This is a genomic window from Rhodococcus sp. MPR-R1B, from assembly GCF_058793255.1.
The window spans coordinates 208,939-226,554 of the sequence record NZ_JBXAFO010000003.1 but is presented as its reverse complement, the minus strand read 5'-3'; the positions used below and the strand labels follow the sequence as shown (position 1 = coordinate 226,554).

The window sequence follows — 17,616 nt, the reverse complement described above, 5'->3', positions numbered from 1 at the left end:
CGGGGTGGTTGGCGATTCGGTCCGCGGCAGGCTGGCACACTCGTAAGGGTGAGTCCTGCCGAATCGAACCGCCGACGCCGCATCGTGCTCTGGATTGCCGGGGTGCTCGGCGTCGTGATCGTGGTTGGGGTGGTGGTCGTCGCGATCGCACCATCGCGGTACCTGCCCTGGGACACGGCTGAGTTCCCGGCGGTGGACGCGAGTGCGCTCACGTCTGATCAAGGTCGGGTGCTCGAGCTACTGCAATCCGAGCATGAGCAGGACCGTCCGGGCACCTTCTATTCCGACGGCATCGACGAAGAGTGGTGCGCCGACTTTGTCAGCTGGATCATGAGGGAAGCGGGTCGACCGTTGTCCAACCCGAACTCCGGAAGTTGGCGCATCCCGGGGGTGTACACCTTGCAGGAGTATTACCAAGGGATCGGCGCGTACGCCGAGAACGGCAGCGGGTACACCCCGAATGTGGGTGATGTGGTGATCTACGACAGTTCGAGATGGGTCGGTCAGCACACCAACATCGTTGTGGCAGTGGACGGCAACTCTGCGGTCACGGTTGGCGGCAACGAGTTCGGCAAGGTGCGGGTTCATGATCTGGACTGGCAATCCGACTCTGCCGTCGTGGGATTCGGAAAACTTCACCCCTGATCGTTGCTCTTCGGAGACAAGGCGAACCACCGCGCCGACGCACGTGCCTCGTCGCCTGCGTCGATGTGCAGCGTGTTCGTGCCGGTTCGCACGCTCACCTGCTCACCTCTCTTGATGGGCTGGGTGTACTCGAGGATCGCGCGAAAGGGCCCGCTTCGTAATCTGTCGGGCAGCGCATCTTCCACGGGCTGCCAGTAGATTGCGTTGTTCACGTGATCGAAGGGGTCGAAATCGCTCGAGCGCAACGGGAACGGCGTATCCGCTGACGGCGTCGTGTCCGGGGTCGGGTCGATCCACCGACGCCAGTGAAGATGCTGGTCCACGGCCGTCGATGCCAGGGCGGCGGTGAACTTCTCACTGATGGATGCCGGCATTCCCGTCTTCGGGTCGATGTTGATCCAGAACGCCTCGGTTTCGATCAACCCGCCGCCATCGGATCTGATGCGAACTCGCATCGAACACCACTTGTTCGACAGGCCTGAACACCAGCGCTGCAGGTGAACTCGATCCGGCCAGACGACCGGTTCGAGTACATCGATCACCGTTCTTCGTACCATCCACAGCGGGTGTGTATCCATGGCGCCGCGGTCGACGAGATTATCGAAGCCCGCGTCTTGGAGGTAGCGCGCGATCGCGTCGAGGCGCAGTTGTTTGTCGGTGTGGATGTCACCCGTACGCACCGGCCACGAGGCCTGGAAGATGCTTCCGGTTGTCGGTAGTTCGGCCAGCGCTACGTGGTCGTCGACTTTTGTACGGTTCATCGGATGTGGGCTCCCGGTGTTCGCTTGGTTGGGTGGCTTCACGCTTGCGTTACCCGATGGTGGGATCTTGAACCATCGGAGTTCATCGTTTTCTGAATCCAGTTTTCGATGTACTGTCGCACGTATGGATATCGAGGGCGTAGATGTGGTGACCAACGTGGCGGTGCTTGCGAGGTTCGGGCATGCACTGTCCGACGAGACTCGGACACGGATACTGCTCGAACTGAAGACCGCCCCGCGGTATCCGTCCGACCTCGCTGAAACACTGGCTGTGACCAGGCAGAAGCTGTCCAACCATCTGGCTTGCCTGCGCGGTTGCGGCTTGGTGGTGGCCGTCCCGGAAGGGCGCCGGACCAGATACGAACTCGCCGATGTACATATCGGTCGGGCCCTCGACGACCTGCTCGGGGTCGTACTCGCGGTGGATCCGTCGTACTGCCCGGACAGCGAATCAGAGGGGTGCTGCTGATGGTTGCGCCCGTTGACGGTGTCGGGCTCTCGACTGACCGGCGTGCGCTCTTGTCGAGAAGAATTCGCATCTTCGTGGCGATCACGATCAGCTACAACGTCGTCGAAGCGATCATCGCGATGGCGGAGGGCACACGAGTGTCGTCCGCAGCACTGTTCGGTTTCGGCCTCGATTCGGTGATCGAAGTGTCCTCGGCGGCAGCTGTTGCCTGGCAGTTCTCGGCGCCGGATCCGACGAGCCGTGAGAAGGCGGCACTGCGAGTGATCGCATTCTCGTTCTTCGGGCTCGCTGCGTATGTCTCGTTCGACGCGATTCGGTCGCTGTTCGGTCTGGGGGAAGCTCGGCACACGAGCGTCGGAATACTCTTGGCTGCGGTGAGTTTGGCGATCATGCCGGCTCTGTCCTATGCGCAACGCCGAGCCGGTCGGGAGTTGGGTTCGCTGTCGGCGGTCGCGGATTCGAAGCAGACGCTGCTCTGCACTTACCTCTCTGCTGTCTTGTTGGTCGGTTTGCTGCTCAACTCGCTGCTCGGCTGGTCGTGGGCGGATCCGATTGCGGCACTGGTCATCGCCGTCATCGCGGTGAAAGAAGGCATCAACGCGTGGAAGGGTGATCCGTGCTGCCCGGTTGTGGCTGTGCCCGAGAGCGGTGACGAGTGCGACTGCTGCTGAGTGAACACAGGTTTTGTCGAGTGAGCACTCGCTGCGGTGCGTCAGAGCGGGTGTTCACTCGATGAAAGGCGTGCCGACTTCTGCGCGGCCCTTGATGTGCGCGGCGCGTTGCTCGAGAAGGCGCCGCAGATACGGGCCGACAGCCAACCTCAGTGCCAGGTGTCCGAGCACTCCGAAGGGGGCCGTAACCGTGAAGCGGTCATGCATCCGCGTCCACCCACCCGGCTGAACGTCGAAGACGTGCTCGTGCCGCATTGCGGCAAACGGGCCGCGGACCTGCTCGTCTGTGAACGAGTACGGACGGTTGTACTGCGTGATCCGGCTTGTCATCGAGAATCTCCACCCGAGATGCCGAGCAGTGAACGACACCTCGTCGCCCTCTCCCAGCGTCGATCTACCCGTACTCGTGACTGCCACCTCATCTGTTGCGCGGAGCGAGGCCGAGTGTTCGTCCATGTCGAGTTCGAGATCGAAGATCACCGCCGGTGGAGCATAGATATCGGTGATCACGACTACGGTGTGTTGCACAGTGCCAGTCTGCCAACATTGGTTTGCGATCCCGGCAAACGGGTACGGGTCGGTGACCTGCGGTTCATCCGCGACGGGTGATGTTTTCGCCTTCCAGCCCCTCGAGACTGAGTAAGGGAAGTGCATTCTGTCGAAAGGAACGCTGATGACTGCTCCACCGCGGGAACCCGCGAATCACCCTGTCCGGCAGGGTTTCGCGGTAGGTACGACGTTTGCAGCAGCAATTCTGCTGCTCACCGCAGGCATTGTCGCTCTGCTTCAGGGCATCGCGGCCGTTGCCGACAACAATCTGTTTGTCGTGGGTATCAACTACACGTACAAGTTCGACATCACGACGTGGGGTTGGATCCACATCATCTTGGGCATCATCGGGATCGTGGTGGCCCTCGGCCTCTTCACCGGTGCAGTGTGGGCCAGGGCGGCGGCAATCGTCATTGCGTCGCTCTCGATCATCGCCAACTTCTTGTGGATGCCGTATTACCCACTGTGGTCGATCCTGGTCATCGCGCTCGATGTCGTTGTGATCTGGGCGGTCGCGACCTGGGACAGGGACAGAGTCTAGGCACCGAACAACCCGAGAGCAGTTGGTCCCGACCGAGTCGACTCGGTCGGGACCATCGCTCGTGCGTGGGACATTTCGACAGGGTGTGGCTCGGATCAGTCTGGGAGTCGACGCATTTCGGCGACGGTCAGGCCGAGGGAATCGAGACGGGCCATGATGCTCCGCATAGCCGTGTGGTCCGCGACGGGTCCGTACAAACTGGTGAACCCGCCGGCCGCACTGGCGACACTGAGTTCAGGAAATGCGGCCTTGACGCGGTCCGACACTTCGCCGTCGATGAGGAATTGATACCGAGTGGGAGCATTCATCAGTATCCGCTCCATTTCGTAGGGCCATGAGGTTCGAGAAGGCAGCGCTCCGAGCCTCGAAATCGCATGTCGTCAAGTGCAATCGGCGTCGCTGCCCGATCCAGGACTCCGCATCCGTGGGATCCAGTCTTACTCCCGTACGCGCTCGGGGCGTCATCCCCTACGGGTGAATGTCGTCGCGGGTCCGTTCATCCCTTTTGTGTGAGGCTCCGTAGAGTCGCCACCCCTAGTGTCGACCGGGAGAGAGAAGAGGTCGGCATGGGATCTGTCATCGGGGATCTGTTACCCCTCGCGGTCGGCGTTGCGGTATCGCCGATCCCGATCATCGCGGCAATCTTGATGTTGTTGTCCAAGCGTGCCGGCAGCACGAGCGTCGGGTTCGCGCTGGGCTGGATACTGGGAATCGTCGTCGCCACCGTGATCTTCGTGCTTCTGTCCAGCAAGCTCGGTGACTCCGAAGGTGATCCGTCAGCGACAGTGTCGTGGATCAAGCTGGCGTTGGGTGTATTGCTTCTTGCGTTCGGAGTGAAGCAATGGCGCGGACGCGGAGGCGAGCACGAAACCCCGAAGTGGATGCACGCCATCGATGACATGACCGCTGTCAAAGGCCTCGGCTTGGGCTTCGCTCTGGCTGCGATCAATCCGAAGAATCTGATGATGTGTATCGCGGCCGGAATCTCGATCGGATCCGCGTCATTGGGCTCCGGAGAAGTTGTTGTCGCAATTCTGGTTTTCACGATCATCGCGGCCTGCACAGTGTGCGTGCCCGTGATCGGCTACCTCGTTGCCGCGGAGCGACTGCGTGGTCCGCTGGCCAAGCTGAAGGTGTGGTTGCAGGACAACAACGCCACGGTGATGAGTGTGTTGATCCTGGTTATCGGTGTTGTTCTCATCGGCAAGGGCATCGGCGGTCTCTGACAACTGGAGGTAGTTATGGGATCGCTGCTACTGCAACAGATCCCGCTGGCGCTCGGGATCATCATGAGCCCGCTGGCGGTTGTCGCCGTTGTGGCCGTACTCTTTTCCGAACGAGCGCGTATCAACAGCATTGCGTACCTGATCGGGTGGTATCTCGGAATAGTTGTCGCGCTGGCCGGTTCGTACGTCATCTTGACCGCACTCCAGGTTCATCAGCGCACACACCCTCCGCTGTGGGTGCCCGTCATCCATCTCGTTCTCGGGGCAACTCTGCTGGCGGGTGCCTGGTTCGTCTACTCACGCAGTCGTCGCGGGGTTCAGGCGATGGCGGCTGCAGTTGTCCCTGGCGACGTTGTGGCTGCGGCCCCTCAGCTGCCGAAGATGCTGCAATCGGTTGAGCACTTCCAACCAATGCGATCCGGTGTGCTCGGTTTCGCGCTGTTCGTTCTCAACCCCATCGACATGTCGTGTGCCATCGCAGCAGCGATGAACCTTCGTCTCAGCACTGTGGCACCGACGTCGCAGATCGTCTCGGCCGTGATCTTCTCGCTGGTGTCCGTGACCTCGGTCGCGGTACCTGTTGCCCTCCTGCTGATCAAGAAGGACGAGGCAACCGAACCGCTGCTGAAGATCCGCACCTGGATAGCCACCAACACGCACTTGCTGAACGTCGGGCTCCTCGTCCTGATCGCGGCGATGCAGATCAGTAAAGGGGTGCAAGGACTATGAGTGCTCCGCACACGCGGACCTGGTGGGTCTTCGGATCGTTGTCCGACTATCAACGCGCTTGGCTTCGCCCCGACATCATTGCGGGCCTTACGGTGTGGGCTGTCCTTGTTCCGGAAGCGCTCGCGTACGCCACCATCGCCGGAGTTCCGCCGGTGGTCGGGCTTTATGCTGCGGTTCCGTCATTGATTCTGTACGCAGCAGCCGGCAGTTCGCGCCATCTGATCGTCGGGCCGATGTCGGCGACCGCAGCGTTGTCCGCGGCGATGATTGCGCCATTGGCTTCAGGAAACGACGGCCGATTCATCGCGCTGTCGGCGGCATTGGCGATCGTGACCGGGCTCGTCGGATTGCTCGCAGGATTCATGCGCCTCGGATTCATCGCGTCCTTCATCTCCGAGCCGGTTCTCAAGGGATTCATCGTCGGTCTGGCGCTCACGATCATCATCGGTCAAGTACCCAAACTCCTGGGCGTGGACAAGGGTGAGGGAAACTTCTTCGTCCAGACGTGGACAGTGGTGAAGGAACTGGGTGAGGTCGACCTACCGACCGTGATCATCGGATTGCTCAGCCTGGCAATGGTCCTGGGCGTCAAGCGATGGCTTCCGCTCGTACCGGGTTCGCTCCTCGTCGTGCTGCTGGGCATTACCGCAGTAGCGTTGTTCGGCCTCGACGATCGTGGCATCGACATTGTCGGACACATCGACTCGGGCCTGCCGTCGATGGGCCTGCCGAACGGTGTGGGAGCTGAGGACTACCTCGACCTGGTCGGACCGGCGGTCGGCGTTCTGCTCATCGGTTTCGCCGAAGGTCTTGGCGCTGCAAAGACATACGCGGCCAAGGCCGGCTACACCATCGACGCCAATCGTGAACTGGCAGGACTGGGTGCGGCCAATCTCGGATCGGGTCTCTGCTCGGGAATGGTGGTCAACGGCAGCCTGTCGAAGACCGCTGTCAACGGAGGAGCGGGCGCCAAATCTCAGGTCAGCGGACTGGTGGTCGCGGCACTGACGCTGGTGACACTGCTGTTTCTCACTGGCCTGTTCGAGAAGTTGCCAGAGGCGACGCTCTCGGCTGTGGTCATCGCAGCAGTGATCGAACTGGTCGATTTCTCCTCCCTCGCAGCGCTGTACCGGGTGTGGACGAAGAGGTTGGGCAGTATCTACGGGCACGCTGCCCGGGCCGATTTCGCCGCGGCGATCGCGGCGATGTTCGGGGTTCTCCTCTTCGACACGTTGCCCGGTCTGATCATCGGAATCGCCGTCTCGATGTTGCTGCTCCTGTATCGAGTCTCCAAACCGCACGTGGCTGCTCTGGTCAAGGACGGCACGCGCTGGGTCGACATCAGTGGGCATCCTGATCTGAAGACACTCGACGGCGTCGTAGTGGTCAGGGTCGAAGCGGGGATGTTCTTCGCCAATGCCGATCACGTGCGTGATGAGATCACCGGTCTGGTGACCGCCGGCACCACCATGGTCGTTCTCGACGCCGAGACGTCACCGTTCATCGACGTCAGCGCTGCGCAGATGTTGGCTCAGCTTCGAGATTCGTTGGCACGCAGGAATGTGAGCTTCCGAGTGGCACGCGACATCGGGCAGTTCCGCGACGTTCTGTCCGGTGCCGACCAGGGCGCGCTGAAGGTCGACGTCTATCCGACCGTCTCGCAAGCGCTTGCAGGTCGAGACAACACCTCAGCGTGATGTCCGTAGCCAGATTCCCAGGGGACCGGAATCTTTGGCCACTGATCCGACGATCGACGACGCGACAACCACGATGGCCGAGAAGATGAACAGCCAGCCGATGACGGTGAACATCACGCCCAGAAGACCGAACTCGTCCTGCGACGTCTTTGTCATTCGGGGGAGGAAAAGAGTGCCGGCCACGTGCAGTCCGGTCAGGCCCGTCGCGGTGAGCAATCCTGACCCGACGCACATTCGAGTGGTCATGCGATTGGCCGTCAGCAGCATGGGCACGGCTGTCCACACGAGTGCCCACACGACGTAGACCGCTGTGAATTCCAGGACTCTGCCCACTCCCGGAACACCATTCAGTTCACGGCACAGGGCCGCACCGACCACCGACGCGGCCACGACGCACACTACCGCGAACCACCGCCACGCCTGACGGAGTGTCGCCGTCGGCACGCTCCAGATCCGTCCGTACATCCGGCCGAGAGCGCGAGCGTAGGACGTGGAACTGATCAGCAGCATGAGCAAGCCGACAATCCCGAACGCTGCCGCGGTAGAGGTACTGGTCAATACGGTGTCGGGGAGTTGGACGCCGAGGTCGTCTTTGGCGGCATCAGCCAACGGCTTCAGCTTCTCCAAGGTCGACGCTGCAATCATGACCGGGAGCAATGACGTAAAGGCCTGGGCCGCCAAAGTCATGGCGCTGTCCACGAGCCCGACTTCGAAGACCCTGATGGTTGCATCAGTCGCCAACCGTCGACTGGGTGTACGTCTCGCCCACACGGTCAATCGATCGCGCGTATCGGAATACAGCTTCGGGGGCATGGAAGCAGTCTTGCTCAGATGAGTCCGCCGCGTCGCGCAGCCTTGAGCGCGTCGCGTCGGTTGCTCACTTCCAACTTGCGATAGATCCCGCGAAGATGCGTCTTGATGGTGTTGACGGAAAGGAACAGCGTGTCGGCAATGGACTCGGTGGTGTCTCCGGAAGCCAGTTCACGGAGCACGGTGTATTCGCCTGGCGTGAGGATCGGTGCACTCACCAATTCTTGTGGGCGAATGCGGCTACGTACCTGTTCGGCAAATGCTTCCTGATCGCCGAAATGTCCACTGAACTCGTCGAACACCGGTCGCAGGGATGCGCCGTAGTCGAGGAAGGGGCGTAGCAGGCTACCGGCTTCCGCGGCGCGCAGCGCTTTGTGGAGGGAGCGAAACGACTTGCGCTCGTGACCTGTTGCAGCGTGGATCCCGGCTTCGAGTGTCCAGGCGTAGACGTGATGTGCGAGCAACGGGATTTCGGAGGACCCGAGAGCTTCGGAAACTTCGACGAGTGCTTCCGCGAACTTGTTGGACGAGAAGGCGACGGCACCCCGTGCGAGATGTATCTCCGACGTTTCTCCGAATTGATCGGCTGCGTCACGCACGAGTCTCGCTGCCCATTCCACTTCGCCGACGGAAAGGCATGCGTGGACGACGGGTGGTAGAAGTGCCAAGGTCGCGAACGCAAAGGTACGTAATTCGATCGCGCTGAGCATCGCGTCGCGAACATCGGCGGCGGACGAGCGTCGGTCGGTCGAGCCGTCGAGACTGTGAAGGCCGAAGGTTACGACGGAGTGCCACCCGAACACCGGCGCGCTGGCGCCGAGAACGTCTGTGCTCCGGTAGTTTCCGATTGTCGGGATGCGGTACGGGAGTTCGCTCGAAGCGCAGAGATATGTGGCAAAGGCGGCCACTGACGCGGACAACTCGTACTCCGCAGTCGTCGTGATGCGATGTTCGACCGCGTAGTCGAGAGCGTAGACGGAGTGAGCCCTCATCGCCCCGATGTCTCCGCTGAGAGAAGCTACGTAGCCCAGTCCGGTCAGCGACTTCAAGACGAATCGCGCCCTGCCCCGTATTGTCCCGAGTGCGACGGCTTGAGTGTATTCGACAGTCGCCCTGTCGAACTCACGTCGCAGTAAGTGTGCCGTCGCCAATTCCATGTGTGCGTAGGCTTCGATGTCGGAGTGGGTGCTTTTCTGACGCCGCTCCAGACGTGCCGCCAGCGGCTCGTTGTCGGAAGTCGCCGTAACGCAGGAGATTTCCAGGCTCATCGCCAGGAACAATGGATCTTCTGCAATCGGTGGATGAGTTGCCTCGAGAAGATCGAGGCACGTGGTCGCCGAGGTCACGTCACCGGAGTGGAGGGCGGCCGCCGCCAGCACCAGTCGGGTGATCGGGGATTCCGAAACCTGCGTCGACACCGATTCCAGGACTCGCACGACGTCCCCGCAGTGCCCGTCGAGTACGAGGCCCAGCCCGCAGCGTTCGAGAAACGCGAGAATGCGGTGTGGGTCTCCGATCGACACCTCGAGTTCGAGCGCCTCGAGTTCGAAGTGATTGCTTTCGAACCAGCTTGCTGCTCGCAGGTGTACGCGGTTTCTCTCGACGTGATCGACGCGACGGAACTCTGCCCGAAGGTGCTCGCGCAAGAGAGGGTGATAGCTGAACCACGTTGTGTGGTCGGCGGAATCGGTACGGGTCACGGGGAAGTTGAACTGAATCAGCGAGTCGATCTCGGATAGAGCGTTCGAGTCCGTAGAGTTTCCGCCAGTTGGGCGGAGAAAGAATCGACCACCGATGTTCGCAACATGAACGAGGTGACATGTTCGGGCAAGGACGTCAGTACCTCGTCGACGAGAAAGTCGGCGATCGGGCGGGGTGTGTGCGTGAACTCGTTCAGTGCATCGCCGATGTCACTGCGGCCGGCCAGAAACGCGGCGGTCAGGCGAACGACGGCGCCCCACCCCTTGGTGAAGTTCTCGACGATTGCGAGTTCGTCGTCGCGCAGCGTGATGTCGTACTCGCCGAATATCGCGGTGATCTCGGAGCGATCGAAAGCGAGATCGGTGGATGCAAAGCGGGTGAGTCGGCCGTCGAGAGCCAGACGATGCCACGTGAGCGGTGGTTCGTAGCGGGCGGCAACGATAATCGACAGGTTGCCCGGGGTCTGTGTGAGTATCCGATCGAGGAGACCGATCGACATCGGATCGTGGAGGGTGTGAACGTCGTCGAGGATCAACGTTGTTCGGCGCTCGTGCGCTTCGAGGGTTTCCGCAAAGTGCGCGAGCCACTGCTCGACGGGCGGCCTGGATCCGGTCTGCACGGGGAGCCTCTGGCCGGCCGCATCGACGGAGGTCGCGATCGCCTCGGCGAGGGATTCACACAGTATCGACACGTTGTTGTCGCGCTCGGCCAACGTCAGCCAGGCCAGCGCAACATCAGGGGAGGCTCGAGAATATTCGCGAGCCCAATCGGCCAGAAGTAGGGTCTTCCCCGCACCGGCCGGAGCCGAGAGCAACCCGACAGGCCCGGGGCCTGAGCCTTTGGTGGCAGTGGATGCGGTGAGTTTGCGGTGCAGGCGCGGACGCGCGACCAGTCCTTTCACGGCAGTTGGCGGGTGAAAACGACCGTTGAGTGCGGCGCCTGGCACGTGCGCTTGCCCGACGCGGTGAGCCGCGTCGAGCGTTACTGCAGCGGCATCACGAAATGGGCTGCTCATCCGACTCCTGTTCGACTGGCTGCACTGGACGTGACCGCTGGATCGAAATTTTGAACGAGTTAGATGATGTGAAACTACCCAATTCGGACACCAAATAAGCGTCCAAGTCGAAAATTCGGACCAAAGTCCCTGATTTAGTGGAGTGAATTTCGAACAATGAATGGTGTCGCCAGTTCTACCGCCCGAACGGCGGGGTGCGAGCAAACCTCGAATAGCGGTCGAATACCTTTTCCAGGCCCACGAGATCCGGATCTGACAACAAGGCTGCCAGAAGTACACGTGCCTGCCCGGCTCGAAGATCGGTGGAAAATACAGCGCCTGCGGCGATCAAGTCGTGCCCGCCACCACCGCCACCGTAAACCGGGGAGATTGGCCCCGAGGGCACCCGAGTTGTCACGGCTACCGGAATGTGAGCGCCTACGCAGTCTCGTACGGCCTCGACTATCGTCGGATTGGCATTTCCCGAACCGAGTCCGTCGAGAACAAGTCCCTGCGCCCCGGCGTGCACGCAGGCGTCGATTTGTACGCGGTCTGCCCCGGGATACACGGCGATGATGTCAACGCGGGTGTCCGAAATCGGATGCCACGGCAATGGTTCGGGATTACGCAGCAGGAGCGGATCGATGTGCACGCGGCGGAAGGCATCGAGTGCCGTCGTATCGGACTTTCGCGTACCTGCGGCTGGATGGACCGAACCGCCGAAGGCGATGAGGACACCACGCCCGTGTGACGAGATGTCCAGTCCGGCTGAGATCGCCGCGGCGAGATTCGAACGAGCGTCGGATTCGGGATGGTCGAAAGTGCGCTGCGCGCCGGTGAAGACCACCGGGCGTTGGTCGTCGTGGTGCAGGTCCAACAAGAACGCAGTTTCCTCCATCGTGTCGGTGCCGTGAAGCACGACCACCGAGTCGAGTCCGGGATCTTTCAATTGATCGGCTACGGCGTCGCGAACACGATCCATGTCCGCGAAGGTCATGCTCGAGCTGTCCTTCGACATCACGTCGACGACTCGAAGCTCGATGTCGGTCTGCTCGTTGCCGACCAGATCTGCACCGGTGATTGCGGGCCGGCTGATTCCATGCGCATCCCGGGTGCTGGCGATGGTGCCACCGGTAGTGACAACTGCGACTTTCGACACTGTGGTCCTTTCACGTCAAGCTGCGGGGTGGTGGATGGCCAACTCGCGAATACGATTCCTGGCGGCGTACCAACCAATCATCAAGAGCGGTGCGATGATCGCGATGGATCCGACGGTCCACGTTCCAACGGGGTTGTCGAATGCCATCAACACGATAACGACCGCAAGAAAGACCAGTGTCGCGATCCCGGTGTACGGTGCGCCGAATATGCGGAAGGAAGGGCGAGTGACTTTGCCTTGTTTCGCAAGTTGCCAGAGCCTCAACTGGCACAGCACAATTACCGCCCATGCACTGATGATGCCCAGTGCCGCAAGATTGAGGACTATTTCGAAGGCCTGCGCTGGGACAACAGCATTGAGCCCGACGCCGAACAGGATGACCACGCCGGTGAGTGCGATTCCCCCGTACGGCACTCCGGCTTTGTTCATTCTGGCAGCGAAGGCAGGCGCCGAACCGGCCGTCGCCATCGAATGGAGTATTCGTCCGGTCGAATACAATCCGGCATTGAGGGAAGACAACGCCGCCGTGAGAACGACCAGATTCATGATCGCATCTGCGCCTTGGATGTTGATCGAACCGAAGAATGTGACGAATGGACTTTCACCGGCGTGGTATTCGGTGTACGGGAGCAACAGTGAGAGCAGCAGGACCGACCCCACGTAGAAGACGAGGATCCGAATGATCACTGTGTTGATCGCCTTGGGTATCACCTTCCGGGGATTTTCGGTCTCTCCAGCCGTGGTCCCCACGAGTTCAATTGAAGCGTAGGCGAACACGACGCCCTGAATCACCACGACTGCCGGCAGTATTCCGTTGGGGAACAGCCCACCGTTGTCGGCGATCAGGCTGAATCCGGAGGAATGCCCTTCGATGGGCGTGCCGAAGAGTACGAAATAGACACCGAACCCGAGGAATGCGGTCAAGGCCACGACCTTGATCAACGCGAACCAGAACTCCAACTCTCCGAAGACTTTCACGGACACGAGATTCAGTCCGAGAACCAGCAACACCGCGATCAGAGCGAACATCCACTGATCGATGTGTCCCAGTGGCGCCCAGTACTTTTTGAAGAAGTTCATGTACAACGCCACAGCCGTGACGTCGACCACGGCAGTCATTGCCCAGTTCATCCAGTACAACCAGCCCGCAGCGAAAGCCATCTTTTCGCCGAAGAATTCGCGTGCGTAGGAAACGAAGGATCCGGAAGTCGGTCGGTGCATCACCAGTTCGCCGAGCGCCCTCAGGATCAGGAACGCGAAGAATCCGCACAGCGCGTACACGAGAACCAAGGCCGGGCCCGCCTGTTGTAGTCGCCCTCCCGCCCCCATGAAAAGGCCGGTTCCGATCGCGCCACCGATCGCGATCATCTGAATTTGTCTGGGGCCGAGCGCCTTCTGATATCCGAGATCCTCCTCAGTGGCAACTTCGGCGCGGCCTGTCTCTTCCCGTTCGACGGTCATCAAACCTCCTCCGCAACAGCGGTGGCATGAGGCTTCTCCCCCGAAACGCGGAGATTGGCGAGATGTTCGGGGCTGAGCAACCGATCGAGTTCCTCGCGGTCGAGCAGGCCGGCTTCGATTACGAGATCGGCGACGCGACGCCCGGAAATCAACGCCTCCTGGGCGATCCGAGTGGTCGCGGTATATCCGATGTAGGGGTTGAGCGCGGTGACGAGGCCGATGGAGTCTTCGACTCGGGCGCGCAGCAGTTCAGTGTTAGCCGTGATGCCGAGTACGCACCGGTCCGCCAAAATGCGGCAAGCCGCACCGAGGTGTCGCATTCCTTCGGACAGTGAGTGCACGATGATCGGCTCGAAAGCGTTGAGTTGGAGCTGACCGGATTCCGCAGCCATCGTGATCGTCACGTCGTTGCCGATGACTTCGTACGCGACCTGATTGAGGACTTCGGGAATGACAGGATTGACCTTGCCCGGCATGATCGACGAACCTGCCTGCACCGGTGGAAGATTGATCTCGTTCAATCCGGCTCGCGGGCCCGAAGAGAGCAGCCGGAGATCGTTGCACACCTTGGACAACTTCACAGCGACCCGCTTGAGGACGCCGGAGAGGTGGACGAACTGGCCCACGTCCTGGGTCGCTTCGACAAGATCCGTTGCCAACACCAGCGGCAGTCCGGTCAGTGCGCCCAGGTCGGAACAGGCCACCTCGGCGTAGCCGGCGGGTGCGTTGAGGCCAGTGCCGATAGCAGTCGCACCGAGGTTGATCTCGTGAACGAGAAGAGCGGCCTCAGCCAGACGCGCCCGATCCTCCTCGATCATGACCGCGTAGGTCCCGAACTCCTGACCCAGGGTCATCGGCACGGCGTCCTGCAGTTGGGTGCGTCCCATCTTCACTGTGTCGGCGAACTGAAGAGATTTGGTCGTGAATGCGTTCTGGAGTGTAAGAAGTGCATCCAGCAGGTCATCGATCGCGAAGATCGTCGAGATATTCACGGCCGTGGGGTAGACGTCGTTGGTCGATTGGCTCAGGTTCACGTGTTCATTGGGGTGAAGCCGTTCGTAGTCGCCGCGCTGGTGGCCGAGGATTTCCAACGCGCGATTGGCGATGACCTCGTTCGCATTCATGTTCGTCGACGTGCCGGCGCCACCCTGGATGACGTCCACCACGAACTGTTCGTGCCACCGCCCGTCCACGATCTCCTTGCATGCCTGTGAGATGGCCTCCGCGCGCGGGCGGTCGAGGATGCCCAGCTTTTCGTTTGCGCTGGCTGCGGCCCACTTGACGTAAGCGATGCCGCGGATCAGATGCGGGTTCGTGGCGATTGTTCGACCAGTGATCGGGAAGTTCTCCATTGCGCGCAAGGTGTGGATACCCCAGTACGAATCGGCTGGAACCTCGCGATCGCCGAGCAGATCGTGTTCTGTTCGCGTTTCGAGCACTTGATCAATTCCTCGTGTCTCTTCGCGCAAGCATCACTCTGCGCGGTGGGTGTATTTCGGGATCGCAGCGCTGACGGTCGAGTAGTAGTCCCGCCCAGCTATCGGGCTATCAGGCTGTCTGACAGGTGTAATTGTTACCTCGCTCACTCCGGCACGTCAACCCTTCATCAAGTGCGATGTTTGACGCGGGTCTTCGGCAGTCGCAACAATGACGGCATGAACCTGTCAGACAGCTGGGCCACCAGGCGACCCGTCGCCTCGCGGGTGAGTGCTGCCGAGGCGGTTCTCGCCGACCTCCGTGCCGCAATAACCTCCGGCGAACTGGCAGTCGGAGAGCGTCTCCCGTCCGAGGCGTCCCTGGCCGAAAGACACGGGGTCAGTCGATCGGTCATCCGTGAAGCCCTGCGCTCGTGCCATGCCCTCGGGCTCACCGAGACGAAATCCGGGCTCGGCACCTTCGTCGTCAGCGATTCGATAGCGCGAGACCTCGACTTCGGCAGCTACGCGGCCAACGAGTTGGTCGAAGCGCGGCCGCATGTCGAAATTCCGGCCGCAGGGTGGGCTGCCCAACGGCACACAGCGGAGGAACTGGCAGCCCTCCGCGGACTGGTACAGCAGATGCGTGACGAGGACGATCCGCTCGTATGGGTTGCACTCGACGCCCAATTTCACGGACTGATTGCAAAAGCCAGTAGGAATCGGGTCTTCGAGTCGGTAATCGTCGATATCCGTGAAGCGCTGACAAGGCAATCCGAGACACTCAATCTTGTTGCAGGTCGCCAGGAAAAGTCGAACGAGGAACACGAACGAATAGTCGAAGGAATTGCATCCGGGAGTTACGACCACGCCTCCAGGGCGATGGCCGAACACCTGGACGCCGTCAGGATGACGCTCGAAACACTTGTCCAAGAAAGTGATTCGTTGTGATGGCGCGGCCGCGCAAGTCTGTCCTCGCCTGCGCAATCTTCGCGGCATCGGTGACCGGAGCGTTGGCTGGCTGCAGTTCGTCCGACACCCCGCTGACGCCGACAACCGCGGCGTCAGCACCAACAACGGCAGCTGTACCGCCTACGGGTGTAAATCCACCATCGACGCCGGAATCCGAACGCGCGCTCTTCGATGCTGTGGACCGCAATGATCCCGCAGCTGTTACCGCTGCCCTGACTGCCGGCGCGAACATCGAAGCGCGCGGCGAGGGCGAACGGACTCCACTCGTCGAGGCCACCAAGAACAACGCCGTCGCTGCGGCTTCTACGTTGATTTTTGCCGGCGCTGACGTGAACGCGAAGGACTCCATGCAGGATTCGGCCTTCCTGTATTCCGGAGCCGAGGGTTTGAACGAGATTCTGGCGCTCACGCTCGCCCACGGCGCGGACGTCGACAGCGTGAACCGTTACGGCGGTACGGCGCTGATTCCGGCGAGTGAACACGCGCATGTCGAGACCGTCCGGATGCTGATCGCTGCCGGGGTTCCGGTCAATCACATCAACGATCCCGGGTGGACGGCGCTACTCGAAGCCGTTGTGTACGGCGATGGTTCGGCGCGCTATATCGACGTGATCACTCAGCTTCTCGACGCGGGGGCAGATCCCTCGATCCGCGATGCATCGGGGAAGACCGCGTTGGACAATGCCGAAAGTCGTGGTCAGTCGGACGTTGTGGCGCTGCTTCAATCGCGGAGCTGACGCCAACGAGTCGGGCTCAGCCCGTAGGCCTGTCGAAAGCGTCGGCTGAAGTGTCCGGCGTCGACAAACCCCGCCCGGTGCGCAACGGTCGCGATCGGCAGATCGACGGTAGCGGGTCGAGCCAGTTCGTCCCGAGCCTTCTGCAGGCGCTGGGTGATGATCCACTGTTCGATCCGAAAGCCGTTGTCCGAGCAGATCTTGTACAGCTGTCGCAGTGAGATGTTGTGGGCGTGAGCAATTCGTGCGGGGTTCAGTGTCGGATCGTGAAGGTGTTCACGGATGTATCGACGGATCGAAGTCATGGCAAGGGACGATCTCGGAGCGGATGCGTCAGGATTCGCATGTGCGATCGAAGCGACCAAAGCACGTGCGAGTTCGATCGAGGCCTCGCCCAATTGTTCGGCGGCAGGATCGGTCTCCAACAGAGCGGCGCTGCGGAACAATTCACGAACGTGCGCGATCATCACGGGGTACAGATTGCTGTGATGAGGCCGGGTAGCTGCGTCCCGCACGGTGTCGATCGGCAGTCCCAGCCGATCCATCGGAACGTAGAGGCACTGGGAAGCGCCCGTTCCCGGCCAGGAGAAATCGTAGGTCGACGTCAGGTCCGTCATCAACAGCTCACCGGCGGGCACTCTGCGTTGTTCGTCGTGCTGATCTAGATGGCCGATCCCGATCTCCTGCAGGGCAATCGCAAGGACGGGCATCGACGCGGACCGGACGTGACGTGGTGTTCGGGTCAACCGCATACTGGTCGACTCGGAGCGGAACAGTGATGCTGCACCGAGGTTCCACACGTTCATTCTCGCGCTCACCCGTTCCGGGTTCTCCAAGTGGATTGCACACGGGACCGAGGCACGACCCATCGCGTCGACAAAGGCGTCCGCGCGTTGGTCAGGCTCCAACACGGAAGTATCCAGGAGCAAAGCCATGCAGCCCTGATACCCCGCGATGCGGACGCTCAACCAGAAGTTGTGCAGTGTGAGCTCAAAAGTCTGCACGGACAGTCACGTCCGTCGCAGCAGGTATTTCTAGGATCGAAACGGGCGTGTCCCGGCCTACCGCAGTTTCTCGCTTTT

Annotated in this window: 19 protein-coding genes; 9 read left to right on the top strand and 10 right to left on the bottom strand. The window is 61.1% G+C overall.

Going from position 1 to position 17,616, the window contains the following annotated elements:
• Positions 1 to 48 precede the first annotated feature (48 nt).
• On the top strand, positions 49 to 645 hold the full coding sequence (locus tag AC1Q61_RS06340) for a CHAP domain-containing protein (RefSeq protein ID WP_039973153.1): 597 nt from the start codon (positions 49 to 51) through the stop codon (positions 643 to 645).
• On the opposite strand, the gene AC1Q61_RS06335 is transcribed toward AC1Q61_RS06340, so the two are convergent.
• A complete protein-coding gene (locus AC1Q61_RS06335; protein WP_007730372.1) occupies positions 636 to 1,406 on the bottom strand; it encodes an acyl-[acyl-carrier-protein] thioesterase in 771 nt (256 codons plus the stop codon). The genes AC1Q61_RS06340 and AC1Q61_RS06335 overlap by 10 nt on opposite strands.
• A 124-nt stretch (positions 1,407 to 1,530) precedes the next feature.
• On the opposite strand from AC1Q61_RS06335, the gene AC1Q61_RS06330 reads away from it, so the two are divergent.
• Together AC1Q61_RS06330 and AC1Q61_RS06325 are read left to right on the top strand one after the other, a co-directional pair.
• Positions 1,531 to 1,875: an ArsR/SmtB family transcription factor gene (locus AC1Q61_RS06330; RefSeq protein WP_007730375.1), complete on the top strand. Its 345-nt coding sequence runs from the start codon at positions 1,531 to 1,533 to the stop codon at positions 1,873 to 1,875.
• Positions 1,875 to 2,546 carry a cation efflux transmembrane domain-containing protein gene (locus tag AC1Q61_RS06325; protein ID WP_252194658.1) on the top strand — a complete coding sequence of 224 codons (672 nt, stop codon included), beginning with the start codon at positions 1,875 to 1,877 and terminating at the stop codon, positions 2,544 to 2,546. Before AC1Q61_RS06330 ends, AC1Q61_RS06325 begins: the two co-directional genes overlap by 1 nt.
• Before the next feature lie 54 nt (positions 2,547 to 2,600).
• On the opposite strand, the gene AC1Q61_RS06320 is transcribed toward AC1Q61_RS06325, so the two are convergent.
• Positions 2,601 to 3,074, bottom strand: coding sequence for an SRPBCC family protein (locus AC1Q61_RS06320; protein ID WP_051649717.1), 474 nt, complete (start codon positions 3,072 to 3,074; stop codon positions 2,601 to 2,603).
• A gap of 145 nt (positions 3,075 to 3,219) precedes the next feature.
• Here AC1Q61_RS06320 and AC1Q61_RS06315 point away from each other — a divergent pair, with 145 nt between their 5' ends.
• Positions 3,220 to 3,636 (top strand): DUF7144 family membrane protein, encoded by a 417-nt coding sequence (locus AC1Q61_RS06315; RefSeq protein ID WP_003943077.1) that lies wholly within the window; start codon positions 3,220 to 3,222, stop codon positions 3,634 to 3,636.
• 95 nt (positions 3,637 to 3,731) lie between these two features.
• Here AC1Q61_RS06315 and AC1Q61_RS06310 read toward each other — a convergent pair whose 3' ends face one another.
• Positions 3,732 to 3,944, bottom strand: a complete 213-nt coding sequence (locus AC1Q61_RS06310) for a DUF8691 family protein (protein WP_003943015.1) — start codon at positions 3,942 to 3,944, stop codon at positions 3,732 to 3,734.
• A 258-nt stretch (positions 3,945 to 4,202) separates the two neighbouring features.
• Here AC1Q61_RS06310 and AC1Q61_RS06305 point away from each other — a divergent pair, with 258 nt between their 5' ends.
• From AC1Q61_RS06305 to AC1Q61_RS06295, 3 genes are read left to right on the top strand one after another with little or no spacing between them, the layout of a single operon-like run.
• Positions 4,203 to 4,862 (top strand): GAP family protein, encoded by a 660-nt coding sequence (locus AC1Q61_RS06305; RefSeq protein ID WP_003942903.1) that lies wholly within the window; start codon positions 4,203 to 4,205, stop codon positions 4,860 to 4,862.
• Between the two features lie 15 nt (positions 4,863 to 4,877).
• Positions 4,878 to 5,591, top strand: a complete 714-nt coding sequence (locus AC1Q61_RS06300; RefSeq protein WP_042925265.1) for a GAP family protein — start codon at positions 4,878 to 4,880, stop codon at positions 5,589 to 5,591.
• Positions 5,588 to 7,288 (top strand): SulP family inorganic anion transporter, encoded by a 1,701-nt coding sequence (locus tag AC1Q61_RS06295; RefSeq protein WP_042925268.1) that lies wholly within the window; start codon positions 5,588 to 5,590, stop codon positions 7,286 to 7,288. The genes AC1Q61_RS06300 and AC1Q61_RS06295 overlap by 4 nt, the downstream gene beginning before the upstream one ends.
• Here the strand turns inward: AC1Q61_RS06295 and AC1Q61_RS06290 are convergent.
• From AC1Q61_RS06290 to AC1Q61_RS06265, 6 genes are all read right to left on the bottom strand, one after another.
• Positions 7,280 to 8,101, bottom strand: a complete 822-nt coding sequence (locus AC1Q61_RS06290) for a hypothetical protein (RefSeq protein ID WP_492651105.1) — start codon at positions 8,099 to 8,101, stop codon at positions 7,280 to 7,282. The two genes, AC1Q61_RS06295 and AC1Q61_RS06290, sit on opposite strands and share 9 nt — an antisense overlap.
• Positions 8,102 to 8,115: 14 nt before the next feature.
• Complete coding sequence (locus AC1Q61_RS06285) at positions 8,116 to 9,798, bottom strand: helix-turn-helix transcriptional regulator (RefSeq protein WP_492651106.1); 1,683 nt, start codon at positions 9,796 to 9,798, stop codon at positions 8,116 to 8,118.
• Positions 9,799 to 9,815: 17 nt separating this feature from the next.
• The gene (locus AC1Q61_RS06280; protein ID WP_492651107.1) at positions 9,816 to 10,814 is read right to left on the bottom strand and encodes an AAA family ATPase; all 999 of its coding nucleotides are present in this window, start codon (positions 10,812 to 10,814) and stop codon (positions 9,816 to 9,818) included.
• A 175-nt stretch (positions 10,815 to 10,989) separates the two neighbouring features.
• The gene (locus AC1Q61_RS06275; protein ID WP_058226847.1) at positions 10,990 to 11,952 is read right to left on the bottom strand and encodes an asparaginase; all 963 of its coding nucleotides are present in this window, start codon (positions 11,950 to 11,952) and stop codon (positions 10,990 to 10,992) included.
• A gap of 15 nt (positions 11,953 to 11,967) precedes the next feature.
• Positions 11,968 to 13,413 carry an amino acid permease gene (locus AC1Q61_RS06270; protein ID WP_007730398.1) on the bottom strand — a complete coding sequence of 482 codons (1,446 nt, stop codon included), beginning with the start codon at positions 13,411 to 13,413 and terminating at the stop codon, positions 11,968 to 11,970.
• On the bottom strand, positions 13,413 to 14,852 hold the full coding sequence (locus tag AC1Q61_RS06265) for an aspartate ammonia-lyase (protein WP_215516163.1): 1,440 nt from the start codon (positions 14,850 to 14,852) through the stop codon (positions 13,413 to 13,415). The genes AC1Q61_RS06270 and AC1Q61_RS06265 overlap by 1 nt, the downstream gene beginning before the upstream one ends.
• A 216-nt stretch (positions 14,853 to 15,068) precedes the next feature.
• Between AC1Q61_RS06265 and AC1Q61_RS06260 the strand changes: the two genes are divergently transcribed.
• Positions 15,069 to 15,779 (top strand): FadR/GntR family transcriptional regulator, encoded by a 711-nt coding sequence (locus AC1Q61_RS06260; RefSeq protein WP_039973154.1) that lies wholly within the window; start codon positions 15,069 to 15,071, stop codon positions 15,777 to 15,779.
• Positions 15,779 to 16,537, top strand: a complete 759-nt coding sequence (locus tag AC1Q61_RS06255) for an ankyrin repeat domain-containing protein (protein ID WP_007730406.1) — start codon at positions 15,779 to 15,781, stop codon at positions 16,535 to 16,537. The genes AC1Q61_RS06260 and AC1Q61_RS06255 overlap by 1 nt, the downstream gene beginning before the upstream one ends.
• On the opposite strand, the gene AC1Q61_RS06250 is transcribed toward AC1Q61_RS06255, so the two are convergent.
• Positions 16,522 to 17,538 (bottom strand): helix-turn-helix domain-containing protein, encoded by a 1,017-nt coding sequence (locus AC1Q61_RS06250; RefSeq protein WP_235808425.1) that lies wholly within the window; start codon positions 17,536 to 17,538, stop codon positions 16,522 to 16,524. The two genes, AC1Q61_RS06255 and AC1Q61_RS06250, sit on opposite strands and share 16 nt — an antisense overlap.
• Between the last annotated feature and the right edge of the window lie 78 nt (positions 17,539 to 17,616).

Excerpts from the sequence above, each read along its gene's own strand:
- AC1Q61_RS06255 (WP_007730406.1), top strand. The coding sequence starts at position 15,779 with ATGGCGCGGCCGCGCAAGTCTGTCCTCGCCTGCGCAATCTTCGCGGCA.
- AC1Q61_RS06305 (WP_003942903.1), top strand. The coding sequence starts at position 4,203 with ATGGGATCTGTCATCGGGGATCTGTTACCCCTCGCGGTCGGCGTTGCG.
- AC1Q61_RS06325 (WP_252194658.1), top strand. The coding sequence starts at position 1,875 with ATGGTTGCGCCCGTTGACGGTGTCGGGCTCTCGACTGACCGGCGTGCG.
- AC1Q61_RS06335 (WP_007730372.1), bottom strand. The coding sequence starts at position 1,406 with ATGAACCGTACAAAAGTCGACGACCACGTAGCGCTGGCCGAACTACCG.
- AC1Q61_RS06290 (WP_492651105.1), bottom strand. The coding sequence starts at position 8,101 with ATGCCCCCGAAGCTGTATTCCGATACGCGCGATCGATTGACCGTGTGG.
- AC1Q61_RS06295 (WP_042925268.1), top strand. The coding sequence starts at position 5,588 with ATGAGTGCTCCGCACACGCGGACCTGGTGGGTCTTCGGATCGTTGTCC.
- AC1Q61_RS06260 (WP_039973154.1), top strand. The coding sequence starts at position 15,069 with ATGAACCTGTCAGACAGCTGGGCCACCAGGCGACCCGTCGCCTCGCGG.
- AC1Q61_RS06300 (WP_042925265.1), top strand. The coding sequence starts at position 4,878 with ATGGGATCGCTGCTACTGCAACAGATCCCGCTGGCGCTCGGGATCATC.
- AC1Q61_RS06315 (WP_003943077.1), top strand. The coding sequence starts at position 3,220 with ATGACTGCTCCACCGCGGGAACCCGCGAATCACCCTGTCCGGCAGGGT.
- AC1Q61_RS06330 (WP_007730375.1), top strand. The coding sequence starts at position 1,531 with ATGGATATCGAGGGCGTAGATGTGGTGACCAACGTGGCGGTGCTTGCG.
- AC1Q61_RS06280 (WP_492651107.1), bottom strand. The coding sequence starts at position 10,814 with ATGAGCAGCCCATTTCGTGATGCCGCTGCAGTAACGCTCGACGCGGCT.
- AC1Q61_RS06310 (WP_003943015.1), bottom strand. The coding sequence starts at position 3,944 with ATGAATGCTCCCACTCGGTATCAATTCCTCATCGACGGCGAAGTGTCG.
- AC1Q61_RS06270 (WP_007730398.1), bottom strand. The coding sequence starts at position 13,413 with ATGACCGTCGAACGGGAAGAGACAGGCCGCGCCGAAGTTGCCACTGAG.